Annotated in this window: 11 protein-coding genes; 7 read left to right on the top strand and 4 right to left on the bottom strand. The window is 69.7% G+C overall.

All coding sequences use genetic code 11. The annotated features are described in order from the left end of the window. Positions 1 to 44: 44 nt before the first annotated feature. Together thiC and H4687_RS23025 are read left to right on the top strand one after the other, a co-directional pair. Positions 45 to 1,889, top strand: coding sequence for a phosphomethylpyrimidine synthase ThiC (gene thiC / locus H4687_RS23030; protein WP_097249810.1), 1,845 nt, complete (start codon positions 45 to 47; stop codon positions 1,887 to 1,889). Between the two features lie 97 nt (positions 1,890 to 1,986). Further along, positions 1,987 to 3,408 (top strand): VWA domain-containing protein, encoded by a 1,422-nt coding sequence (locus tag H4687_RS23025; protein ID WP_050398405.1) that lies wholly within the window; start codon positions 1,987 to 1,989, stop codon positions 3,406 to 3,408. A gap of 63 nt (positions 3,409 to 3,471) precedes the next feature. Here the strand turns inward: H4687_RS23025 and H4687_RS23020 are convergent, their stop codons facing one another. The 3 genes from H4687_RS23020 to H4687_RS23010 all read right to left on the bottom strand — a co-directional run bounded on the left by H4687_RS23020 (position 3,472) and on the right by H4687_RS23010 (position 6,935). Next, positions 3,472 to 4,347, bottom strand: a complete 876-nt coding sequence (locus H4687_RS23020) for a hypothetical protein (protein WP_050398404.1) — start codon at positions 4,345 to 4,347, stop codon at positions 3,472 to 3,474. Positions 4,348 to 4,530: 183 nt separating this feature from the next. Further along, positions 4,531 to 5,622 (bottom strand): metallophosphoesterase, encoded by a 1,092-nt coding sequence (locus H4687_RS23015; protein ID WP_257035518.1) that lies wholly within the window; start codon positions 5,620 to 5,622, stop codon positions 4,531 to 4,533. A 200-nt stretch (positions 5,623 to 5,822) separates the two neighbouring features. After that, entirely contained in the window at positions 5,823 to 6,935 is a 1,113-nt protein-coding gene (locus H4687_RS23010; protein WP_046915389.1) for a LacI family DNA-binding transcriptional regulator, read from the bottom strand. Between the two features lie 412 nt (positions 6,936 to 7,347). Between H4687_RS23010 and hisC the strand changes: the two genes are divergently transcribed. The 5 genes from hisC to H4687_RS22985 all read left to right on the top strand — a co-directional run bounded on the left by hisC (position 7,348) and on the right by H4687_RS22985 (position 16,206). Then, complete coding sequence (hisC, locus tag H4687_RS23005; RefSeq protein ID WP_046915388.1) at positions 7,348 to 8,427, top strand: histidinol-phosphate transaminase; 1,080 nt, start codon at positions 7,348 to 7,350, stop codon at positions 8,425 to 8,427. Between the two features lie 209 nt (positions 8,428 to 8,636). Further along, entirely contained in the window at positions 8,637 to 10,145 is a 1,509-nt protein-coding gene (locus H4687_RS23000) for a cytochrome ubiquinol oxidase subunit I (RefSeq protein ID WP_046915387.1), read from the top strand. Between the two features lie 27 nt (positions 10,146 to 10,172). Continuing rightward, the gene (gene cydB / locus H4687_RS22995; protein ID WP_046915386.1) at positions 10,173 to 11,177 is read left to right on the top strand and encodes a cytochrome d ubiquinol oxidase subunit II; all 1,005 of its coding nucleotides are present in this window, start codon (positions 10,173 to 10,175) and stop codon (positions 11,175 to 11,177) included. Positions 11,178 to 11,275: 98 nt separating this feature from the next. Beyond that, positions 11,276 to 14,866, top strand: a complete 3,591-nt coding sequence (gene cydD, locus H4687_RS22990; RefSeq protein WP_046915385.1) for a thiol reductant ABC exporter subunit CydD — start codon at positions 11,276 to 11,278, stop codon at positions 14,864 to 14,866. Between the two features lie 272 nt (positions 14,867 to 15,138). Continuing rightward, on the top strand, positions 15,139 to 16,206 hold the full coding sequence (locus H4687_RS22985; RefSeq protein ID WP_046915384.1) for a M23 family metallopeptidase: 1,068 nt from the start codon (positions 15,139 to 15,141) through the stop codon (positions 16,204 to 16,206). Positions 16,207 to 16,380: 174 nt separating this feature from the next. Here H4687_RS22985 and H4687_RS22980 read toward each other — a convergent pair whose 3' ends face one another. Further along, entirely contained in the window at positions 16,381 to 17,250 is an 870-nt protein-coding gene (locus H4687_RS22980; protein WP_046915383.1) for a Cof-type HAD-IIB family hydrolase, read from the bottom strand. Positions 17,251 to 17,395 lie beyond the last annotated feature (145 nt).

Genomic DNA, 17,395 nt, shown 5'->3' with positions numbered 1-17,395 from the left:
GCTGAACCTGTTACCGGGTAATGCCGGCGTAGGGAGTAGGTCTCATGACCATCGAGGACACACGCACGCCTGCCTCCAGCCAGACGGACGGGGCATCCGTCTCGTCCGAGGGCGGACACAACGAGGGTGAACAGCCCCTGGAGTCCGGGAAGTCCATCGGCTGGCACAAGGCGTACATCGAGGGCTCGCGCCCCGATCTGCGGGTGCCGGTCCGCCAGGTGCACCTGACCAACGGACAGTCCGTCACCCTGTACGACACCTCCGGCCCGTACACCGATCCGACAGCGGAGACCGACGTCCGGCGAGGACTGCTTCCCCTTCGCGAGAACTGGATCATCGGTCGAGGAGACACCGAGGAGTACGCGGGCCGGCCCGTGCGCCCCGAGGACGACGGGATCAAGCACACCTCGCCGCGTGGCGGACTGCGCAATCTCGACGCGGTGTTCCCGGGGCGGCCACGCCAGCCGCGCCGTAGCCGTGACGGCCGGGCGGTGACCCAGCTTGCGTACGCGCGGCGCGGCGAGATCACCCCGGAGATGGAGTACGTGGCCGTACGGGAGAACGTCTCGCCCGAGGTCGTGCGGGAGGAGATCGCCGCGGGCCGGGCCGTACTGCCCGCGAACATCAATCACCCCGAGATCGAACCGATGATCATCGGCAAGCGGTTCCTGGTGAAGGTCAACGCCAACATCGGCAACTCCGCGGTCACCTCCTCCATCGAGGAGGAGGTCGAGAAGATGACCTGGGCGACCCGCTGGGGAGCCGACACGGTCATGGACCTGTCCACGGGCCGGAACATCCACACCACCCGCGAGTGGGTGCTGCGCAACTCCCCCGTCCCCATCGGTACCGTGCCGCTCTACCAGGCGCTGGAGAAGGTCGACGGCCGGGCCGAGGAGCTGACCTGGGATATCTACAAGGACACGGTCATCGAGCAGGCCGAACAGGGCGTGGACTACATGACAGTCCACGCGGGCGTGCGACTGGCGTACGTACCGCTCACCGCGAACCGGAAGACCGGCATCGTCTCGCGCGGCGGCTCGATCATGGCGGCCTGGTGCCTGGCGCACCACAAGGAGTCGTTCCTCTACGAGAACTTCGCGGAGCTGTGCGAGATCCTCGCCGCCTACGACGTCACGTACTCCCTCGGTGACGGCCTTCGCCCGGGATCCATCGCGGATGCCAACGACGAGGCCCAGTTCGCGGAGTTGCGCACGCTGGGGGAACTGAACTCGATCGCCAAGGGTTTTCACGTACAGACGATGATCGAGGGCCCGGGACATGTCCCGATGCACAAGATCAAGGAGAACATCGACCTGCAACAGGAGATCTGCGATGAGGCTCCGTTCTATACGCTCGGCCCGCTGACCACGGACATCGCCCCTGCGTACGACCACATCACCTCGGGCATCGGTGCCGCGATGATCGCGTGGTGGGGCACCGCGATGCTCTGCTACGTGACGCCCAAGGAGCACCTGGGTCTGCCCAATCGTGACGACGTGAAGACCGGCGTCATCACCTACAAGATCGCGGCTCATGCTGCGGACCTGGCCAAGGGCCACCCGGGTGCACAGGCGTGGGACGACGCGTTGTCGGACGCCCGCTTCGAGTTCCGCTGGGAGGACCAGTTCAACCTGGCCCTCGATCCCGACACGGCTCGTGAGTTCCACGACGAGACGCTGCCGGCGGAGCCGGCCAAGACGGCCCACTTCTGCTCCATGTGCGGGCCGAAGTTCTGCTCGATGAAGATCAGTCACAGCATCACCGAGCGGTTCGGCGGTGCGGCGGCAGAGGGGGCGTCCCAAAAGGAGATCGCCGAGGGGATGCTGCAGAAGTCGAAGGAGTTCGCGCAGAGCGGGAACCGGGTGTATCTGCCGCTGGCTGAGTGAGACCCGGGGTGCGATGCCCCGGCGCGGCGGGGCATCGCACGCCTTGCGGACCGCGGGAGGTCTGCCCTCCCGTGCTCTCGGCGGGCAGACTTCCCCCATGACAGCGAGAGCACTGAGCAAGGGTGCCAACCTTCCCGTCGACGCCCCTTCGGTACGCGTCGAGCTGACGTGGTCCGAAGGGCCCGGCGTCCCCGATGTCGACGCCTCGGCGTTGCTGCTCACCGGTGTGGGACGCGTTCGGGACGACGGTGACTTCGTCTTCTACAACCAGCCTCGGCACGCGTCGAACGCTGTGGCACACCGGGGGAAACAGAGCGCCGGCGGTGTCCTGACCGACACGGTCGAGGTGGACCTGCAAGCGCTCGAACCCGCTGTCGAACGGGTTCTGCTGTGCGCCTCGGCCGACGGCGGAACGTTCGGACAGGTGCCCGGACTGACCTTGCGGCTGTGGGACGCGGGGAGACGGACCGAGATCGCACGGTTTCCCATGGAGGCGGGGACGGAGACCGCGTTCATCGGTGGCGAGCTGTATCTACGGGCGGGGCAGTGGAAGTTCCGCGCGGTCGGTCAGGGATATGCCTCCGGCCTCGCCGGGCTGGCCTCCGATTTCGGCATCACCGTCGACGACGCGCCCTCGGACCCGCCCGTGTCCTCGCCGCCTGTCCCCGCCGCGGCACCAGTTGTTCCGTCCCCCGCACCACCTGCCCCGGCCACGGCACCACCTGTCCCAGCCGCGGCACCGGTGGGCCCGCGTCTCAGCAAGGACGAGGAACGGTTGCCCGTCGACATGCGCAAGCGTCTGTCGCTGCGTAAGGAGCAAGTGGCCGTCAGCCTCAGGAAGCACGGTGCGGCGGGAGTCACCGCCCGCGTCATCCTGGTCCTGGACGCCTCCGGATCCATGTCGTTCCTCTACTCCAAGGGCGTCGTCGCCGATGTCGTCGAGCGCATGGCTGCGGTCGCCGCGCAGTTGGACGACGACGGTGAGATGCAGGCCTGGACCTTCGCCTCGAACGCGGCGCGGCTGCCTGACCTGCGCATCGGGGAACTCCCCGCTTGGCTGCAACTGCATGTGCGCGTCGGACAGATGAGCCTCTTCCGACGCGGCAAGAAGCCGGCCAGGGGACTGCAGACGGGCCAGATCGACATGCGGACGATCGGCATCCAGAACGAGGAACAGAAGGCGATCGCCCAGGTACGCACCTACGTCCGGGAGAATCCCGCCGGTGCCCCCACCTTGGTGCTGTTCTTCTCCGACGGGGGTGTCTACCGGGACGCCCTGATCGAGCGCGAGTTGCGGGATGCTGTCGAGGAGCCGATCTTCTGGCAGTTCGTGGGGCTGGGACGGGCCGACTACGGAGTGCTGGAGCGCTTCGACACGCTGCCCGGCCGTCGCGTCGACAACGTCGGTTTCTTCGCCGTGGACGACATCGGTACCGTCCCCGACCAGGAGCTGTACGACCGGCTCCTGTCCGAATTCCCGACCTGGGTGACCGATGCCGGCCGGGCGGGCATCATCTGAGCGTTCGGTGTCGAGCCATGGCCACCGGCGCTGGTCCGTGTCCGGGAGGGCGGCCGGGCGGCCCTACTCGGGCTGGTGTTCCGGCCCGCCGAAGTCCGGGCTGGAGAAGTCCGGGCTGCTGTAGCTGGGGCGGGAGCGTGAGCTGCCGCTGTCCGGGCTGCTGCTGAAGCTCGGGCGGTTGTAGCCGAGGTGCGGCATGCGGCTGGGCGGGGCCGGCCGGTCCGGCTCGTTCAGCAGTGCAGGGCTCGGGTTGGCGAGGGCGTCGCGGAGAAACGGCAGGATGCCGCGCTCCAGCAGCGTCTCGCGCCAGGCTTCCCGGGCCCGGGTCACCTCCTCGTTCAACTCGCTGCGGGCGCCGCCGTCCAGGAGGGCGGTGGCGTTGTTGCGCAGGGCGGTGAGCAGGAGGCCGACGGCGGCCACCAGGATCGCCGCCGCGGTGACCGCGCCGAAGACCCACCCCGTGGTGAGCAGGGTCTCGGCGATCGCCCGTTCGGGGTCGAGCGCCTTCATGACGTATCCCACGAACAGGAAGAGCACCGCGGCGGTTCCGGCGAGGACGGGGGCGAGCACCGCGGCGATGGCGCCGGCGCCCGCGCCGGCGGCCTCGGTGACCTCGCCCACGGTGGCCGCGAGGCCCACGGCGGTGCCGTCCGGTTCGCCGGTGCCGGACGCCGTCCCCTCATGGGCGGGCGTGGCCACCGACGGGCTGCGGAATTCGTCGCGGACCTTCACGTAGTACTGGTATTCGGTCGCCGCGGCGGCCGTGATGATGGCCGTGGCGTTGAGCGCCATGGTGCGCAGCTGTTCGGTGTTGAGCCGCTGGAGGCCGGCGGCGAATTCCGGGCGGTGTGGTGCGGAGCGCAGCACCTCGCCGAGGATCCGCTCGAACTCCTGGCGGTCCTCACTGAGCAGGTGCTGCGGAACGCTGTTCATGTGCATCCCCCGATGCTCCGTAGGGCTTGTGGCTCGGCATGCTGACGAGCCGTCGGGCAGAAACGGAGGGGAGCCTGCTACGGATAAGCCGATGGTAGAGCGGTGACGGCGGGCGGTGACAGGGGGTTTGAAGAAATTGGCCCCCGGCCGGCGAAGTCTGCTGCCGTCCCACGCCTGCCCGCCGACGGCTCAGGTACGCAAGGGGAGTTCCTGGACCAGCAACTTTCCGGCCATGGTCACGCCGCCGTCCATGGCGACGGCCAGACCGCCCGCGTAGGTGTACGGTCCGTCGACCGAGGGGCCCGTGCCGTCCTCGCCGTCCTCCGAGCCGACCTCGCCCAAGAGGTACGGAATGGGGCTGTGGCCATGCACGATGCGGGTGCCGCCGTAGGTCTCCAGGAGCGAGCGCACGGCCTCGGCGCCGCCCTCGTCACGGAAGGAGAAGCGCCGGGTGAACTTGCGGAAGAGGTCCCAGACCTCGTCCGGGTCGTTGCGTGTGATCGTCTCGCGGACGGTGTCGTTGACGGCCTCGATGGAGTCGCCGTAGTCGCGGTAGGCGGTGGTGTCGGAGTGCACCAGGAGGTGGCCGTCGACCTCCTCCATGGCGTCCAGGCGGGCCATCCACTGGAGGTGGTGATCCTGGAGGCGGTCCATGTCGGTCTTTTGGCCGCCGTTGAGAAGCCAGGCGGCCTGGAAGGTGGCGGTGCCCGCGCCGGAGTTGACGGGGGTGTCGCCGAACCGCTTGGCGCCGAGCAGCAGCAGCTCGTGATTGCCCATGAGGGCCTTGCAGTAGCCGCCGGCGGCGGCCGCCTCGGCGGACAGGCGCATCACGAGGTCGATGACGCCGATGCCGTCCGGGCCCCGGTCGGTGAAGTCGCCGAGGAACCAGAGCCGGGCGGTACCCGCCGACCAGTTGCCCGCGTCGTCGACGAGCCCCTTCTCGTGGAGCGCCGCGAGGAGCTCGTCGAGATAGCCGTGGACGTCTCCGACGACGAAGAGGGGGCCCGGCCGGGCGGAGGCCTCCGCCACCGCGTCCTCCGGGTCGATCACGACCTGCAGCGTGTCACCCCGGTTGATCACCGGCAGGTCGCGCTGGGTCGGGGTGTACCCCTCCGGGTAGCCCTCGGGTTCCTCGGCGGGCCTGGAGGCCTCACCGGCTTCTGTGGTCTGTCCGTACGGACCGGCCTCGTGGACGTACGCGGGCACACGGAAATCGCGCACCGTCGGCGTCCGCACCTCGGGTCCCTGACCGGCCCCCTGCGTCATCGACCCCTCCACCACCATCGCCCGCATCTGCACCGCATCGGACTGCCTGGTCGCAGCTGCCCGCCGGTGTGTGCGCCCATCATAGGAATGCGGATCGCGCCATGTGATGACCCAGGGGTGGTGAAATGGCGCAGGGCCCCAGTTCACCGCGGTTTTCTCCCGAATTGGGCGGGGGTCTCCCCGCCCAAATCCCGTTCGGATCCTCAGTTCGGGCGTCAACCCTCTTCGGGTGACCGCGGCGGACTGACCGTCGTACGCGGTGGACGCCGCTCGGACGAGGTCCGCACGATCAGTTCCGTCGGTATCACCTGCTCGACCGGTTGGTCCGATTCGACCCCTTCGATGGCGTCGATGAGGAGCTGGACCACGGCGGTGCCGATCCTGCGCGGCTTGAGCGAGAGCGTGGTGATCGGGGGCTCGGTCGTCGCGTACACGGTGGACTCGCTGCAGCAGACGAGCAGCAGGTCCTCGGGGACGCGCAGACCGTACCGCCGCGCGGCGGCCAGCAGATCGGTGCCGTTCGGGTCGAAGAGGCCGTAGACCGCGTCCGGGCGGTCCGGGCGGGCCAGCAGCCGATCGGCGGCGACGGCCCCCGCGCACGGATCGTGCGCCGGGTAGGCCTCGTACACCGGATCCTGGCCCACGCGCTCGCACCAGCGCAGGTATGCGGTGGTGGAGAGATGTGTGTAGGTGTCCGTCGTCGTGCCGGTGAGGAGTCCGATCCGGCGGGCACCCGAGTCGGCCAGGTGGTCGAGGATACCGAGGACGGCGGCCTCGTGGTCGTTGTCGACCCAGGCGGTCACCGGCAGGGTGCCGGCCGGACGGCCGTCGGAGACGACCGGTAAGCCCTGGCGGACCAGTTCGCTGACCACCGGGTCGTGGTCGGAGGGGTCGATGACCACCGTGCCGTCCAGGGCGACGTTCGACCACACGTCGTGCCGCGAGGTCGCGGGGAGGATGACCAGGGCGTAGCCCCGGGCCAGCGCGGCCGATGTGGCGGCCCGCGCCATTTCCGCGAAGTACGCGAACTCGGTGAAGGTGAAAGGTTCATCCCCGTACGTGGTCACCGTCAGGCCGATGAGGCCGGACTTGCCGGTTCTGAGGGTTCGGGCCGCCGCCGAGGGGCGGTAGCCAAGTCGGTCGGCGACCTCGCGTACATGGCGTCGGGTGGCGTCCGGGAGCCGGCCCTTGCCGTTGAGGGCGTCGGAAACGGTCGTGATGGAGACTCCGGCGGCGGCGGCCACGTCCCGGATGCCCGCCCGGCCCGACCGGCTGCCTCGGCGGGGGGTTTCCGCGCGGCTCACCTGGTGCTTCCCTGCTGCTGTCATGGCGAGCCGATAGTAGGGCTCTTGCGGTGGGGTAGTGCGGACGCATATGCACTCGTTGACAGGCACGTTTCTGCATGGTCATGGAGGGTCAAATTCCTTGCATTGCAAGGGAGTTGCACGTTCAGATGCCAGTACGTGACTTGTCGACGCGCATGGGCCTGCCAAGTAGCTGATGTCTCGAAGAGGTCTCAACTCACCTGCACGGGTGATGCGCGCTACGGCGTGAGCCACCGGCGCGTGCGCTCGGAAGCAGTGCGCCCCCTATTTCGTACACCTTCGTGCGCTGATGCCCGTGGGGCGGATGGGGCGGACGCGGTGGGGACACAGGACGGACGCGGTTGTCCACAGGCCATTCGCAGGGGCGCCGAATCCTCATAAGGTGAGAAGCATTACGTCGACGAGGAGGACTGCGGTGAGCGAGACGAGCCCCAAGCTGCGAGCCGAGCTGGAGGGTATCCCCACCTACAAGCCCGGCAAGCCGGCCGCGGCGGGCGGCCCGGTGGCGTACAAGCTGTCCTCCAACGAGAACCCCTATCCGCCGTTGCCCGGCGTGCTGGAGACCGTGACGGGCTCGGCCGCGTCCTTCAACCGGTACCCGGACATGGCGTGCACGGGGCTCGTGAACGAGCTCGCGGACCGCTTCGGCGTGCCGGTCACGGATCTGGCGACGGGCACCGGCTCGGTCGGTGTCGCCCAGCAGCTGCTGCAGGCGACCTCGGGGCCCGGGGACGAGGTGATCTACGCCTGGCGGTCGTTCGAGGCGTACCCGATCATCACGCAGATCAGTGGGGCCACGTCCGTGCAGGTGCCGTTGACGCCGGGCGATGTTCACGACCTGGACGCGATGGCGGACGCGATCACCGACCGGACCCGGCTGATTTTCGTCTGCAACCCGAACAACCCGACGGGGACGGCGGTACGCAGGGCCGAGCTGGAGCGGTTCCTCGACCGGGTTCCCAGTGATGTGCTGGTGGTGCTGGACGAGGCGTACCGAGAGTTCGTACGGGATGTCGAGGTGCCGGACGGTGTCGAGTTCTACCGGGAGCGGCCGAACGTCTGTGTGCTGCGCACCTTCTCCAAGGCGTACGGCCTCGCGGGTCTCCGGGTGGGATTCGCGATCGCTCATGAGCCGGTGGCGGCCGCCCTGCGCAAGACGGCCGTGCCGTTCGGTGTGAGCCAACTCGCACAGGACGCCGCGGTCGCCTCGCTGCGTGCCGAGGACGCGCTGCTCGGCCGGGTCGGTTCGCTGGTCTGTGAGCGGAACCGGGTCGTCGAGGCGCTGCGTGGCCAGGGGTGGACGGTGCCGGAGACTCAGGCCAATTTCGTGTGGCTGCGGCTGGGGGAGCGCACGGTCGAGTTCGCCGGTGCGTGCGAGCAGGCCGGTGTCGTCGTGCGGCCCTTCCCCGGGGAGGGCGTACGCGTGACGATCGGCGAGACCGAGGCGAACGACATCTTCCTGAAGGTGACGGAGACGTTCACCAAGGAGCTCTAGGGGCGCCGTCAGAGGCTTCTGACCAGGGGGTTCGGAGATTTTTTCTCCGGACCCCCTGCTTATGGGCACCCCCCACTCCCCTCTCGAACGGGCATGCGTCATACTTGCTTGTGAATGTGAATGCATTCACAAGCTCGTCTCGGTTGTCCTGAGATGTACGTGACAGACGGGGCGAACTGCCGTAGTGCCACGGTATGGAAGGAGAAGACGTGGACCTCGCTCTGGCGCCGGAGACCCTGGCGCGCTGGCAGTTCGGTATCACGACCGTCTACCACTTCCTCTTCGTCCCGCTCACGATCTCGCTCGCCGCGCTCACCGCCGGCCTGCAGACCGCGTGGGTGCGCTCGGGGAACGAGAAGTACCTCAAGGCCACCAAGTTCTGGGGCAAGCTCTTCCTGATCAACATCGCGATGGGCGTCGTCACCGGCATCGTGCAGGAATTCCAGTTCGGCATGAACTGGTCCGACTACTCCCGCTTCGTCGGTGATGTCTTCGGCGCGCCGCTCGCCTTCGAGGCGCTGATCGCCTTCTTCTTCGAGTCCACCTTCATCGGGCTGTGGATCTTCGGCTGGGACAAACTTCCGCAGAAGATCCATCTGGCCTGCATCTGGATGGTCTCCATCGGCACGATCCTGTCGGCGTACTTCATCCTCGCGGCCAACTCATGGATGCAGCACCCCGTCGGCTATCGGATCAACGAGGCCAAGGGCCGGGCCGAGCTGACCGACTTCTGGCTCGTCCTGACCCAGAACACCACGCTCACCCAGGTCTTCCACACCCTCTCGGCGGCCTTCCTCGCCGGTGGGGCCTTCATGGTCGGCATCGCCGCCTTCCACCTGGCCCGCAAGAAGCACATCCCGGTGATGAAGACCTCGCTACGGCTCGGCCTGGTCACCGTGGTGGTCGCCGGCATGCTCACCGCGATCAGCGGCGACCTGCTCGGAAAGGTCATGTTCAAGCAGCAGCCGATGAAGATGGCCGCCGCCGAGGCCCTGTGGGACGGCGAGGCGCCCGCGCCCTTCTCCGTCTTCGCCTACGGCGACGTCGACGAGGGACACAACAAGGTCGCCATCGAGATCCCCGGCCTGTTGTCCTTCCTCGCCAACGACGACTTCGACTCGTACGTCCCCGGCATCAACGACGTCAACAAGGCCGAGCAGGAGAAGTACGGGCCCGGCGACTACCGGCCCAACATTCCCGTCGCCTACTGGGGCTTCCGCTGGATGATCGGCTTCGGCATGGCCTCCGTAGCGATCGGCGCGGCCGGACTCTGGCTCACCCGCCGGAAGTTCCTGTTGCCGCAGCACCTGCGGGTCGGCGACGACGAGGTGCCCCATCTCGTGCTGCTGCCGAAGAAGGCCCTGAGCCCGACCCTCACCAAGTGGTACTGGCGCATCGCCGTCCTGACCCTGGGCTTTCCGCTGATCGCCAGCTCCTGGGGCTGGATCTTCACCGAGATGGGCCGCCAGCCCTGGGTCGTCTACGGCGTGCTGCGCACCGAGGACGCGGTCTCCCCCGGTGTCTCCCAGGGCGAGATCATCACCTCGATGCTCGTCTTCACCGCCCTGTACGCCATCCTCGCCGTCGTCGAGGTGAAGCTGCTCGTGAAGTACGTCAAGGCAGGGCCGCCGGAGCTGACGGAGGCCGACCTCAACCCGCCCACGAAGATCGGCGGCGACTCCCGCGACGCCGACAAGCCGATGGCCTTCTCGTACTAGGCCGCACCGGGCCAAGGGAGCACAGTCATGGAACTTCACGACGTCTGGTTCGTCCTCATCGCCGTTCTCTGGATCGGCTACTTCTTCCTGGAAGGCTTCGACTTCGGGGTCGGTGTCCTCACCAAACTGCTGGCCCGCAACCGTCCGGAGAAGCGGGTCCTCATCAACACCATCGGTCCCGTCTGGGACGGCAACGAGGTGTGGCTGCTGTCGGCGGGCGGCGCGACCTTCGCCGCCTTCCCCGAGTGGTACGCCACGCTCTTCTCCGGCTTCTATCTGCCGCTGCTGCTCATCCTGGTCTGCCTGATCGTCCGTGGCGTCGCCTTCGAGTACCGAGTGAAGCGACCCGAGGAGAACTGGCAGCGCAACTGGGAGACGGCGATCTTCTGGACCTCGCTGCTCCCCGCGTTCCTGTGGGGTGTGGCCTTCGCCAACATCGTGCGCGGAGTGAAGATCGACCGTGACTTCGAGTACGTGGGCGGCCTCGCCGACCTGCTGAACCCCTACGCCCTGCTGGGCGGTCTGGTCACGCTGACGCTGTTCACCTTCCATGGCACGGTGTTCGTCGGCCTCAAGACCGTGGGGGACATCCGGGAGCGGGCGCGGAAGCTGGCGCTGCGCATCGGTGCCGTGACGGCCGGGCTCGCGCTGCTCTTTCTGCTCTGGACCCAGATCGAGAAGGGTGACGGCGTATCCCTGGTCGCGGCGGTTGTGGCGGTCACCGCGCTCCTGACCGCGCTGGCGGCGGTGCGAGCGGGGCGTGAGGGCTGGGCCTTCGCCCTGTCGGGGGTCACCATCGTGGCTGCCGTCGCGATGCTCTTCCTGACGCTCTTCCCGAACGTCATGCCGTCCTCGCTGAACGAGGACTGGAGCCTCACGGTCACCAACGCCTCGTCCAGCCCGTACACCCTGAAAATCATGACGTGGTGTGCGGCCATCGCCACGCCGGTCGTGATGCTCTACCAGGGGTGGACGTACTGGGTGTTCCGCAAGCGGATCGGCACGCAGCACCTTGCCGAGTCGGCGCACTGAGCCCCGGTGGAGGTGTGGTCGGCGATGTTTCACGTGAAACACACCTCCTTCGGGCTGAAGGGGCATGTTTCACGTGAAACATGCCCGCTGAGAAGAGGATGTTTCACGTGAAACCGATCGACCCACGACTGTTGCGGTACGCCCGCGCCACCCGCTTCTTCCTGGTGATGGTCGTCGGCCTGGGAGTGGCCGGGGCGATGCTGGTCATCGCACAGGCCATGCTCATCGCGGAAGTGGTGGTCGGCGCCTTCCAGCACGGGATGCCGGTCAGTGAACTCCGTACTCCCCTGCTGCTCCTGGTGGCGGTCGCGCTGGGACGGGCCCTGGTCTCCTGGCTCACCGAGCTGGCGGCTCACCGTGCGAGCGCGGCGGTGAAGTCGGAGCTACGGGGGCGGTTGCTGGAGCGGTCCACCGTGTTGGGACCCAGCTGGCTGAGCGGGCAGCGCACCGGCTCACTGGTCGCCCTCGCCACCCGGGGGGTCGACGCCCTCGACGACTACTTCTCGCGCTACCTGCCCCAGCTGGGCCTCGCCGTCGTCGTGCCCGTCGCAGTGCTCGCACGGATCGTCACCGAGGACTGGGTGTCTGCGGCGATCATCGTCGGCACACTCCCGCTGATCCCGGTCTTCATGGTGCTCATCGGCTGGGCCACCCGCGCGCAGATGGACCGCCAGTGGAGGCTGCTGTCCCAGTTGTCGGGGCACTTCCTGGACGTCGTCGCCGGGCTTTCGACGCTCAAGGTGTTCGGCCGGGCCAAGGCCCAGGCCGAGTCGATCAAGCGGATCACCGGTGAGTACCGCCAGGCGACCATGCGCACGCTGCGGATCGCCTTTCTGTCGTCCTTCGCGCTGGAGCTGCTTGCGACCATCTCGGTCGCCCTGGTCGCGGTCACCATCGGCATGCGGCTCGTGCACGGTGAGATGGACCTGTACACCGGGCTGGTTGTCCTGGTGCTGGCCCCCGAGGCGTACCTGCCGGTTCGGCAGGTGGGCGCCCAGTTCCACGCGGCGGCCGAGGGGCTCTCGGCTGCCGAGGAGATCTTCGAGGTCCTGGAGACCCCGGTGCCGGTGTCCGGGACCGGGGCGGTGCCGTCAGCCGGGGGCATCCACTTCGAGGGGGTGAGCGTCCGCTACCCCGAGCGCTCGTACGAAGCCGTCTCGGACGTGTCCTTCACCGTGGGCTCCGGAGAGACGGTGGCCCTCGTCGGGCCGAGCGGCGCGGGCAAGTCGACGCTGCTGCATGTCCTTCTGGGCTTCACCGAGGTGACTGCGGGCGGGATTCGTGTCGGGGGAGCCGATCTCGCCTCGCTCGACCTGAACGAGTGGCGTTCGCGTGTCGCCTGGGTGCCGCAGCGGCCGCACCTGTACGCCGGGTCGATCGCCGAGAACGTAAGGCTGGCCCGGCCGGACGCGGACGACACGGCCGTGCGGCGGGCGCTCGGCGACGCGGGCGCACTGGGGTTCGTGGACGCGTTGTCCGACGGGGCCGAGACGGTCCTCGGTGAGGACGGCGCCGGGCTTTCCGCCGGACAGCGGCAACGGCTCGCCCTCGCCCGCGCGTTCCTCGCCGACCGGCCCGTGCTGCTCCTCGACGAACCGACGGCTTCGCTGGACGGCGAGACCGAGGCGGAGGTCGTGGAGGCGGTACGGCGGCTGTCGGTGGGACGGACCGTCCTGTTGGTGGTCCACCGACCGGCGCTGCTGGGGGTAGCGGACCGCGTGGTGCGGCTGGAGGGACGGGCGGCCGAGGGGCTGCAGGAATCCGGCGTTTCCGAAACGGCGGGTGGGCGGGCCGCCGGTGCGGGGACGGACGAGAAGACTGCCGTCGTGGGTGGCCCCCCGGAATCGGCAGGAGGAGGGCCGGGTGCCGGGTTCGGGGCCAGGGCGGGAGTCGGGGCAGGGAGCATGGTGGCTCGCCCGGACACGATGCCCGACGCCCCCCGGCGACGTCTGCTCGGCCGCGTCCGCGCCATGGCCGGGCCGCGCCGGGGCCGACTCGCCCTCGCCCTGGTGCTCGGCAGCCTCGCGCTGGGCAGTGCCGTCGGTCTGATGGCGACGTCCGGGTGGCTGATCTCGCGGGCCTCTCAGCAGCCACCGGTGCTGTACCTGATGGTCGCGGTGACGGCGACGAGGGCGTTCGGGATCGGGCGGGCGGTGTTCCGGTACGCGGAGCGGCTGGTGTCGCACGACACCGTGCTGCGGATGCTGGCCGACACCAGGGTGGCCGTCTACCGCCGACTGGAGCGGCTGGCACCCGCCGGGCTGCGGACGACCCGGCGGGGCGATCTGCTCTCGCGACTGGTCGCCGATGTGGACGCCCTGCAGGACTACTGGGTGCGCTGGCTGCTTCCCGCGGGGGCCGCGACGGCGGTCTCCGCGGCCTCCGTCGGGTTCACCACCTGGCTGCTGCCCGAGGCCGGAGCCGCGCTCGCCGTGGGGCTCCTCGCTGCCGGAGCCGGGGTGCCACTCGTCACCGGGGCCGTCGCCCGGCGGGCGGAACACCGGCTGGCGCCGGCCCGCGGGGTCCTCGCCACCCGCGTGGCCGATCTGCTCACCGGCACCGCCGAGTTGACGGTCGCGGGCGCCCTGCCGAAGCGCACGGCCGAGGCAGGGCAGGCCGACCGGGTGCTCACCCGGATCACCTCCCGCGCCGCCACCGCGACCGCGCTCGGTGACGGACTCACCGCCCTCGTCTCCGGGCTCACCGTCGCCGCCACCGCGTTCCTCGGCGTGCAGGCAGTGGTCACCGGGCGGCTGGGCGGTGTGGCCATGGCCGTCGTCGTGCTCACCCCGCTGGCCGCCTTCGAGGCGGTGCTGGGGATGCCGTCGGCCGTCCAGTTCCGCCAGCGGGTGCACAGGAGCGCGGAGCGCGTGTACGACGTGCTGGACGCCCCCGAACCCGTACGCGAACCGCAGGAGCCGGCCGAGGCGCCGGTGTCGCCGTTCCCGCTGCGGCTCGAAGGGCTCGGCGCGCGGTACGCCGGGCAGGACCGGGACGCGCTCGCCGGGCTGGATCTCACCCTCGAACAGGGGCAGAGGGTCGCCGTGGTCGGTGTCTCGGGGGCAGGCAAGACCACGCTGGCACAGGTGCTGCTGCGCTTCCTGGACCCGCGGGCGGGGACGTACACGCTGGGAGGCGTGGACGCGTGCGCGCTCGAAGGAGATGCCGTACGGCGGTACGTGGGGCTCTGCGCCCAGGACGCGCACCTCTTCGACAGCTCGGTGCGGGAGAACCTGCTGCTCGCTCGGAAGGACGCGGGCGAGGCGGCGCTGCGGGACGCGCTCGCGCGGGCGCGGCTGCTCGACTGGGCCGACGAACTGCCCGACGGGCTGGACACCTTGATCGGCGAACACGGGGCGCGGCTGTCCGGCGGCCAGCGTCAGCGGCTCGCCCTCGCCCGTGCGCTGTTGGCCGACTTCCCCGTCCTCGTGCTCGACGAGCCCGCGGAACACCTGGACCTGCCGACCGCCGACGCGCTCACCGCGGACCTGCTGGCCGCGACCGAGGGCCGCACGACTGTGCTGATCACCCATCGGCTGGCCGGCCTGGAAGCCGTGGACGAGGTCGTCGTGCTGGCGGAGGGACGCGTCGTGCAGCGTGGGGCCTACACGGAACTGGCCGCTACGGACGGGCCCTTGCGGGCGATGGTCGAGCGGGAGGCAGCGGGAGAGGTGCCGGCCGGGGTCTGAGCGCGTCGCCGGGGGGCGGGGAACGAGGATGGCGTGGAGGGCGATTCGCCGAGCCGTAGCCTGCTCATCACCTGTCGCCGTGGAGACGAGCCGCTGTCGGGCGGCCGACCGCGACGTCGTCGGCGACCGGCCACGCCCGGACGTCTCCCCGCCGAACACGCCGCAGGAGTAACCCTGTTCGGCCCAGCCTCTTGGCCCGTCCGGGGCATCGTGTCCCCCGGGCGTACGACTCGGACAGGACTGCGGCGCCGAGTCGGGCCACGATCGCTGACATGCGCTTCTCTCGCCGGAACCCGCTGTTCGCCGTCGTGCTGCTGTGCGCGGCGGCGGTTTTCCAGGCCACGCCGACGGTGGCCGACAGCGATGGCGGTGAGGCCGCGGGTGCGCCCGGCGCGGCAGGGGTCAGCGCCCGGGTGGTGCGGCTGTTCGACGAAGCGGCGGTGGCGACACAGCGGTACGAGGCCGGGCGGCGGGCGGCCGGAGCGCTGAAGAAGAAGGCGCGGCGGCTGGAGAAGCTGCTCGCGCGGGAGCGGAAGCAGATCGCGGTGCTGAACGCCGACCTCGGCCGGATCGCGCGCGCCCAGTACCGGGAGGGAGGTGGCGTGCCGTACACCGCGCAGATGCTGCTGGCGGAGAATCCGGAGGAGTTGATGCGTGGTCAGCGGGCCGTCTGGCAGGCGGATCTGGCGGTCAACAACGCCGTGAGCAGGAATCTTCGCGCGGAGGCGAGACTCGCCGAGGACGAGGCGAAGGCCGCCGCGGCGTGGCGGGCGCTGGAGGAGCGGAAGACCGGACTCGCGGGGATCAAGCGCGCGATCCAGCTGAAACTGGAGGAGGCACAGTGGACGCTCCAGGGGGAGGCCGACGCGACGGTCGCGGCCGGTGCCTGCCGGGGAGCCGTCCGACTGGATCAGCCGGACGACGGTGTGCCTTCGAGCGCGTGGGTCCCTCCCGTGGGCACGTACGAACTCTCCGCGGGATACGGCAGCGGCGGTGAGCGCTGGGTCAGTCAGCACACCGGGCAGGATTTCGCGGTGCCGATCGGTACGCCCGTGCGGGCGGTCGGGGCGGGGCGTGTGGTGAAGGTCTCGTGCGGGGGTGCCTTCGGCATCCAGATCGTCGTCGAGCACGCGGACGGCTACTACACGCAGTACGCGCACCTCGCCGCCGTCACCGTCGACCAGGGCGAACGGGTGACGGCGGGGCAGTGGATCGGCCAGTCGGGCACCACCGGGAACTCCACCGGGCCGCACCTGCACTTCGAGGTGCGGGTCACCCCGGAGCTGGGGTCCGGCGTGGACCCCGCGCCGTGGCTGCGGGACCACGGCGTGGAGCTGTAGCCGGCTGCTGAGAGCGGCGGATGCCGGTCGGCCGCGGGCGACGGGGCGCTCATGGACGGTACGGCGGCACGGACTGGACGGTACGGCGCCATGGCGATACGGCGGTCCGAGCGGACGGCGGTGGGCCCGGCGGTCGTGATGGGCTCGGTGCAGGTGCGGCTCGGGCGGCGTCGGTTACAGGCGTTCCGCCAGCAGCCGCTCGATGACGACCGCCACCCCGTCCTCGTTGTTGGCCACGGTCCGGCCCGAGGCCGCCGCGAGGACGTCCGGGTGTGCGTTGCCCATGGCGTACGACCGACCGGCCCAGGTGAGCATCTCGACGTCGTTCGGCATGTCACCGAAGGCGACGACCTCCTCGTGGGAGATGCCGCGCTCGGCGCAGCACAGGGCGAGGGTGCTGGCCTTGGAGACTCCGGGTCCGCTGATCTCCAGCAGCGCGCTGGGACTGGAGCGGGTGATGGTGGCACGGTCGCCGACGGCGATACGCGCGGTGGCGAGGAAGGCGTCGGGGTCGATCGACGGATGGTACGCGAGGATCTTCAGCACCGGCTCGTCGTCGGCCACACCACCTGGGGCCAGCAGTTTCTCGGCGGGGGCGAGGACGTCGGGGATCTCCATGTGGAGTTTCGGATACTCGGGCTCCTGGTTGAAGCCGAACGTCTGCTCGACCGCGTAGACCGTGCCCGGCGCGGCCTCGCGCAGCAGCCGTACGGCGTCGAGCGCGTTCTTCCGCGCCAGTTCGCGGACCTTGACGAAGCGATGGGCGCCGGGGCCGCCGTGCAGGTCGACCACCGCGGCGCCGTTTCCGCAGATCGCGAGACCGTGACCGTGCACGTGTTCGCTGACGACGTCCATCCAGCGGGCCGGCCGGCCGGTCACGAAGAAGACCTCGACGCCGGCCTCCTCCGCGGCCGCGAGGGCGGCGACGGTACGGGGGGAGACCGACTTGTCGTCACGGAGCAGGGTGCCGTCGAGATCCGTGGCTATCAGCCGGAGCGGGACGGTCGGGGCCGGGGTCTCGGGCTGTCTCGTCGCTGAGGTCACGGGCCCCATTGTCGCGCATATGCGCGCACGGTCGTGCGGGTGGTCGCACAGGTGAGTGATCACCGCCCCGGACCGTCGGCCGCCCACACGGTGACGGCCGCCGTCCATGAGCCTCTGCGAGCGCGTCGAGCGCACCTGGCCGTGA

The organism is Streptomyces stelliscabiei (genome assembly GCF_014873495.1).
Lineage (GTDB): Bacteria > Actinomycetota > Actinomycetes > Streptomycetales > Streptomycetaceae > Streptomyces > Streptomyces bottropensis.
The sequence above is the reverse complement of the archived record's forward strand: the minus strand, read 5'-3'. Positions and strand labels throughout refer to the sequence as shown.

Bases quoted from the DNA above. Each gene is read 5' to 3' on its own strand.
- thiC (WP_097249810.1), top strand. From the start codon at position 45: ATGACCATCGAGGACACACGCACGCCTGCCTCCAGCCAGACGGACGGG.
- H4687_RS23025 (WP_050398405.1), top strand. From the start codon at position 1,987: ATGACAGCGAGAGCACTGAGCAAGGGTGCCAACCTTCCCGTCGACGCC.
- H4687_RS23020 (WP_050398404.1), bottom strand. From the start codon at position 4,347: ATGCACATGAACAGCGTTCCGCAGCACCTGCTCAGTGAGGACCGCCAG.
- H4687_RS23010 (WP_046915389.1), bottom strand. From the start codon at position 6,935: ATGACAGCAGCAGGGAAGCACCAGGTGAGCCGCGCGGAAACCCCCCGC.
- cydB (WP_046915386.1), top strand. From the start codon at position 10,173: ATGGAACTTCACGACGTCTGGTTCGTCCTCATCGCCGTTCTCTGGATC.
- cydD (WP_046915385.1), top strand. From the start codon at position 11,276: ATGTTTCACGTGAAACCGATCGACCCACGACTGTTGCGGTACGCCCGC.
- H4687_RS22985 (WP_046915384.1), top strand. From the start codon at position 15,139: ATGCGCTTCTCTCGCCGGAACCCGCTGTTCGCCGTCGTGCTGCTGTGC.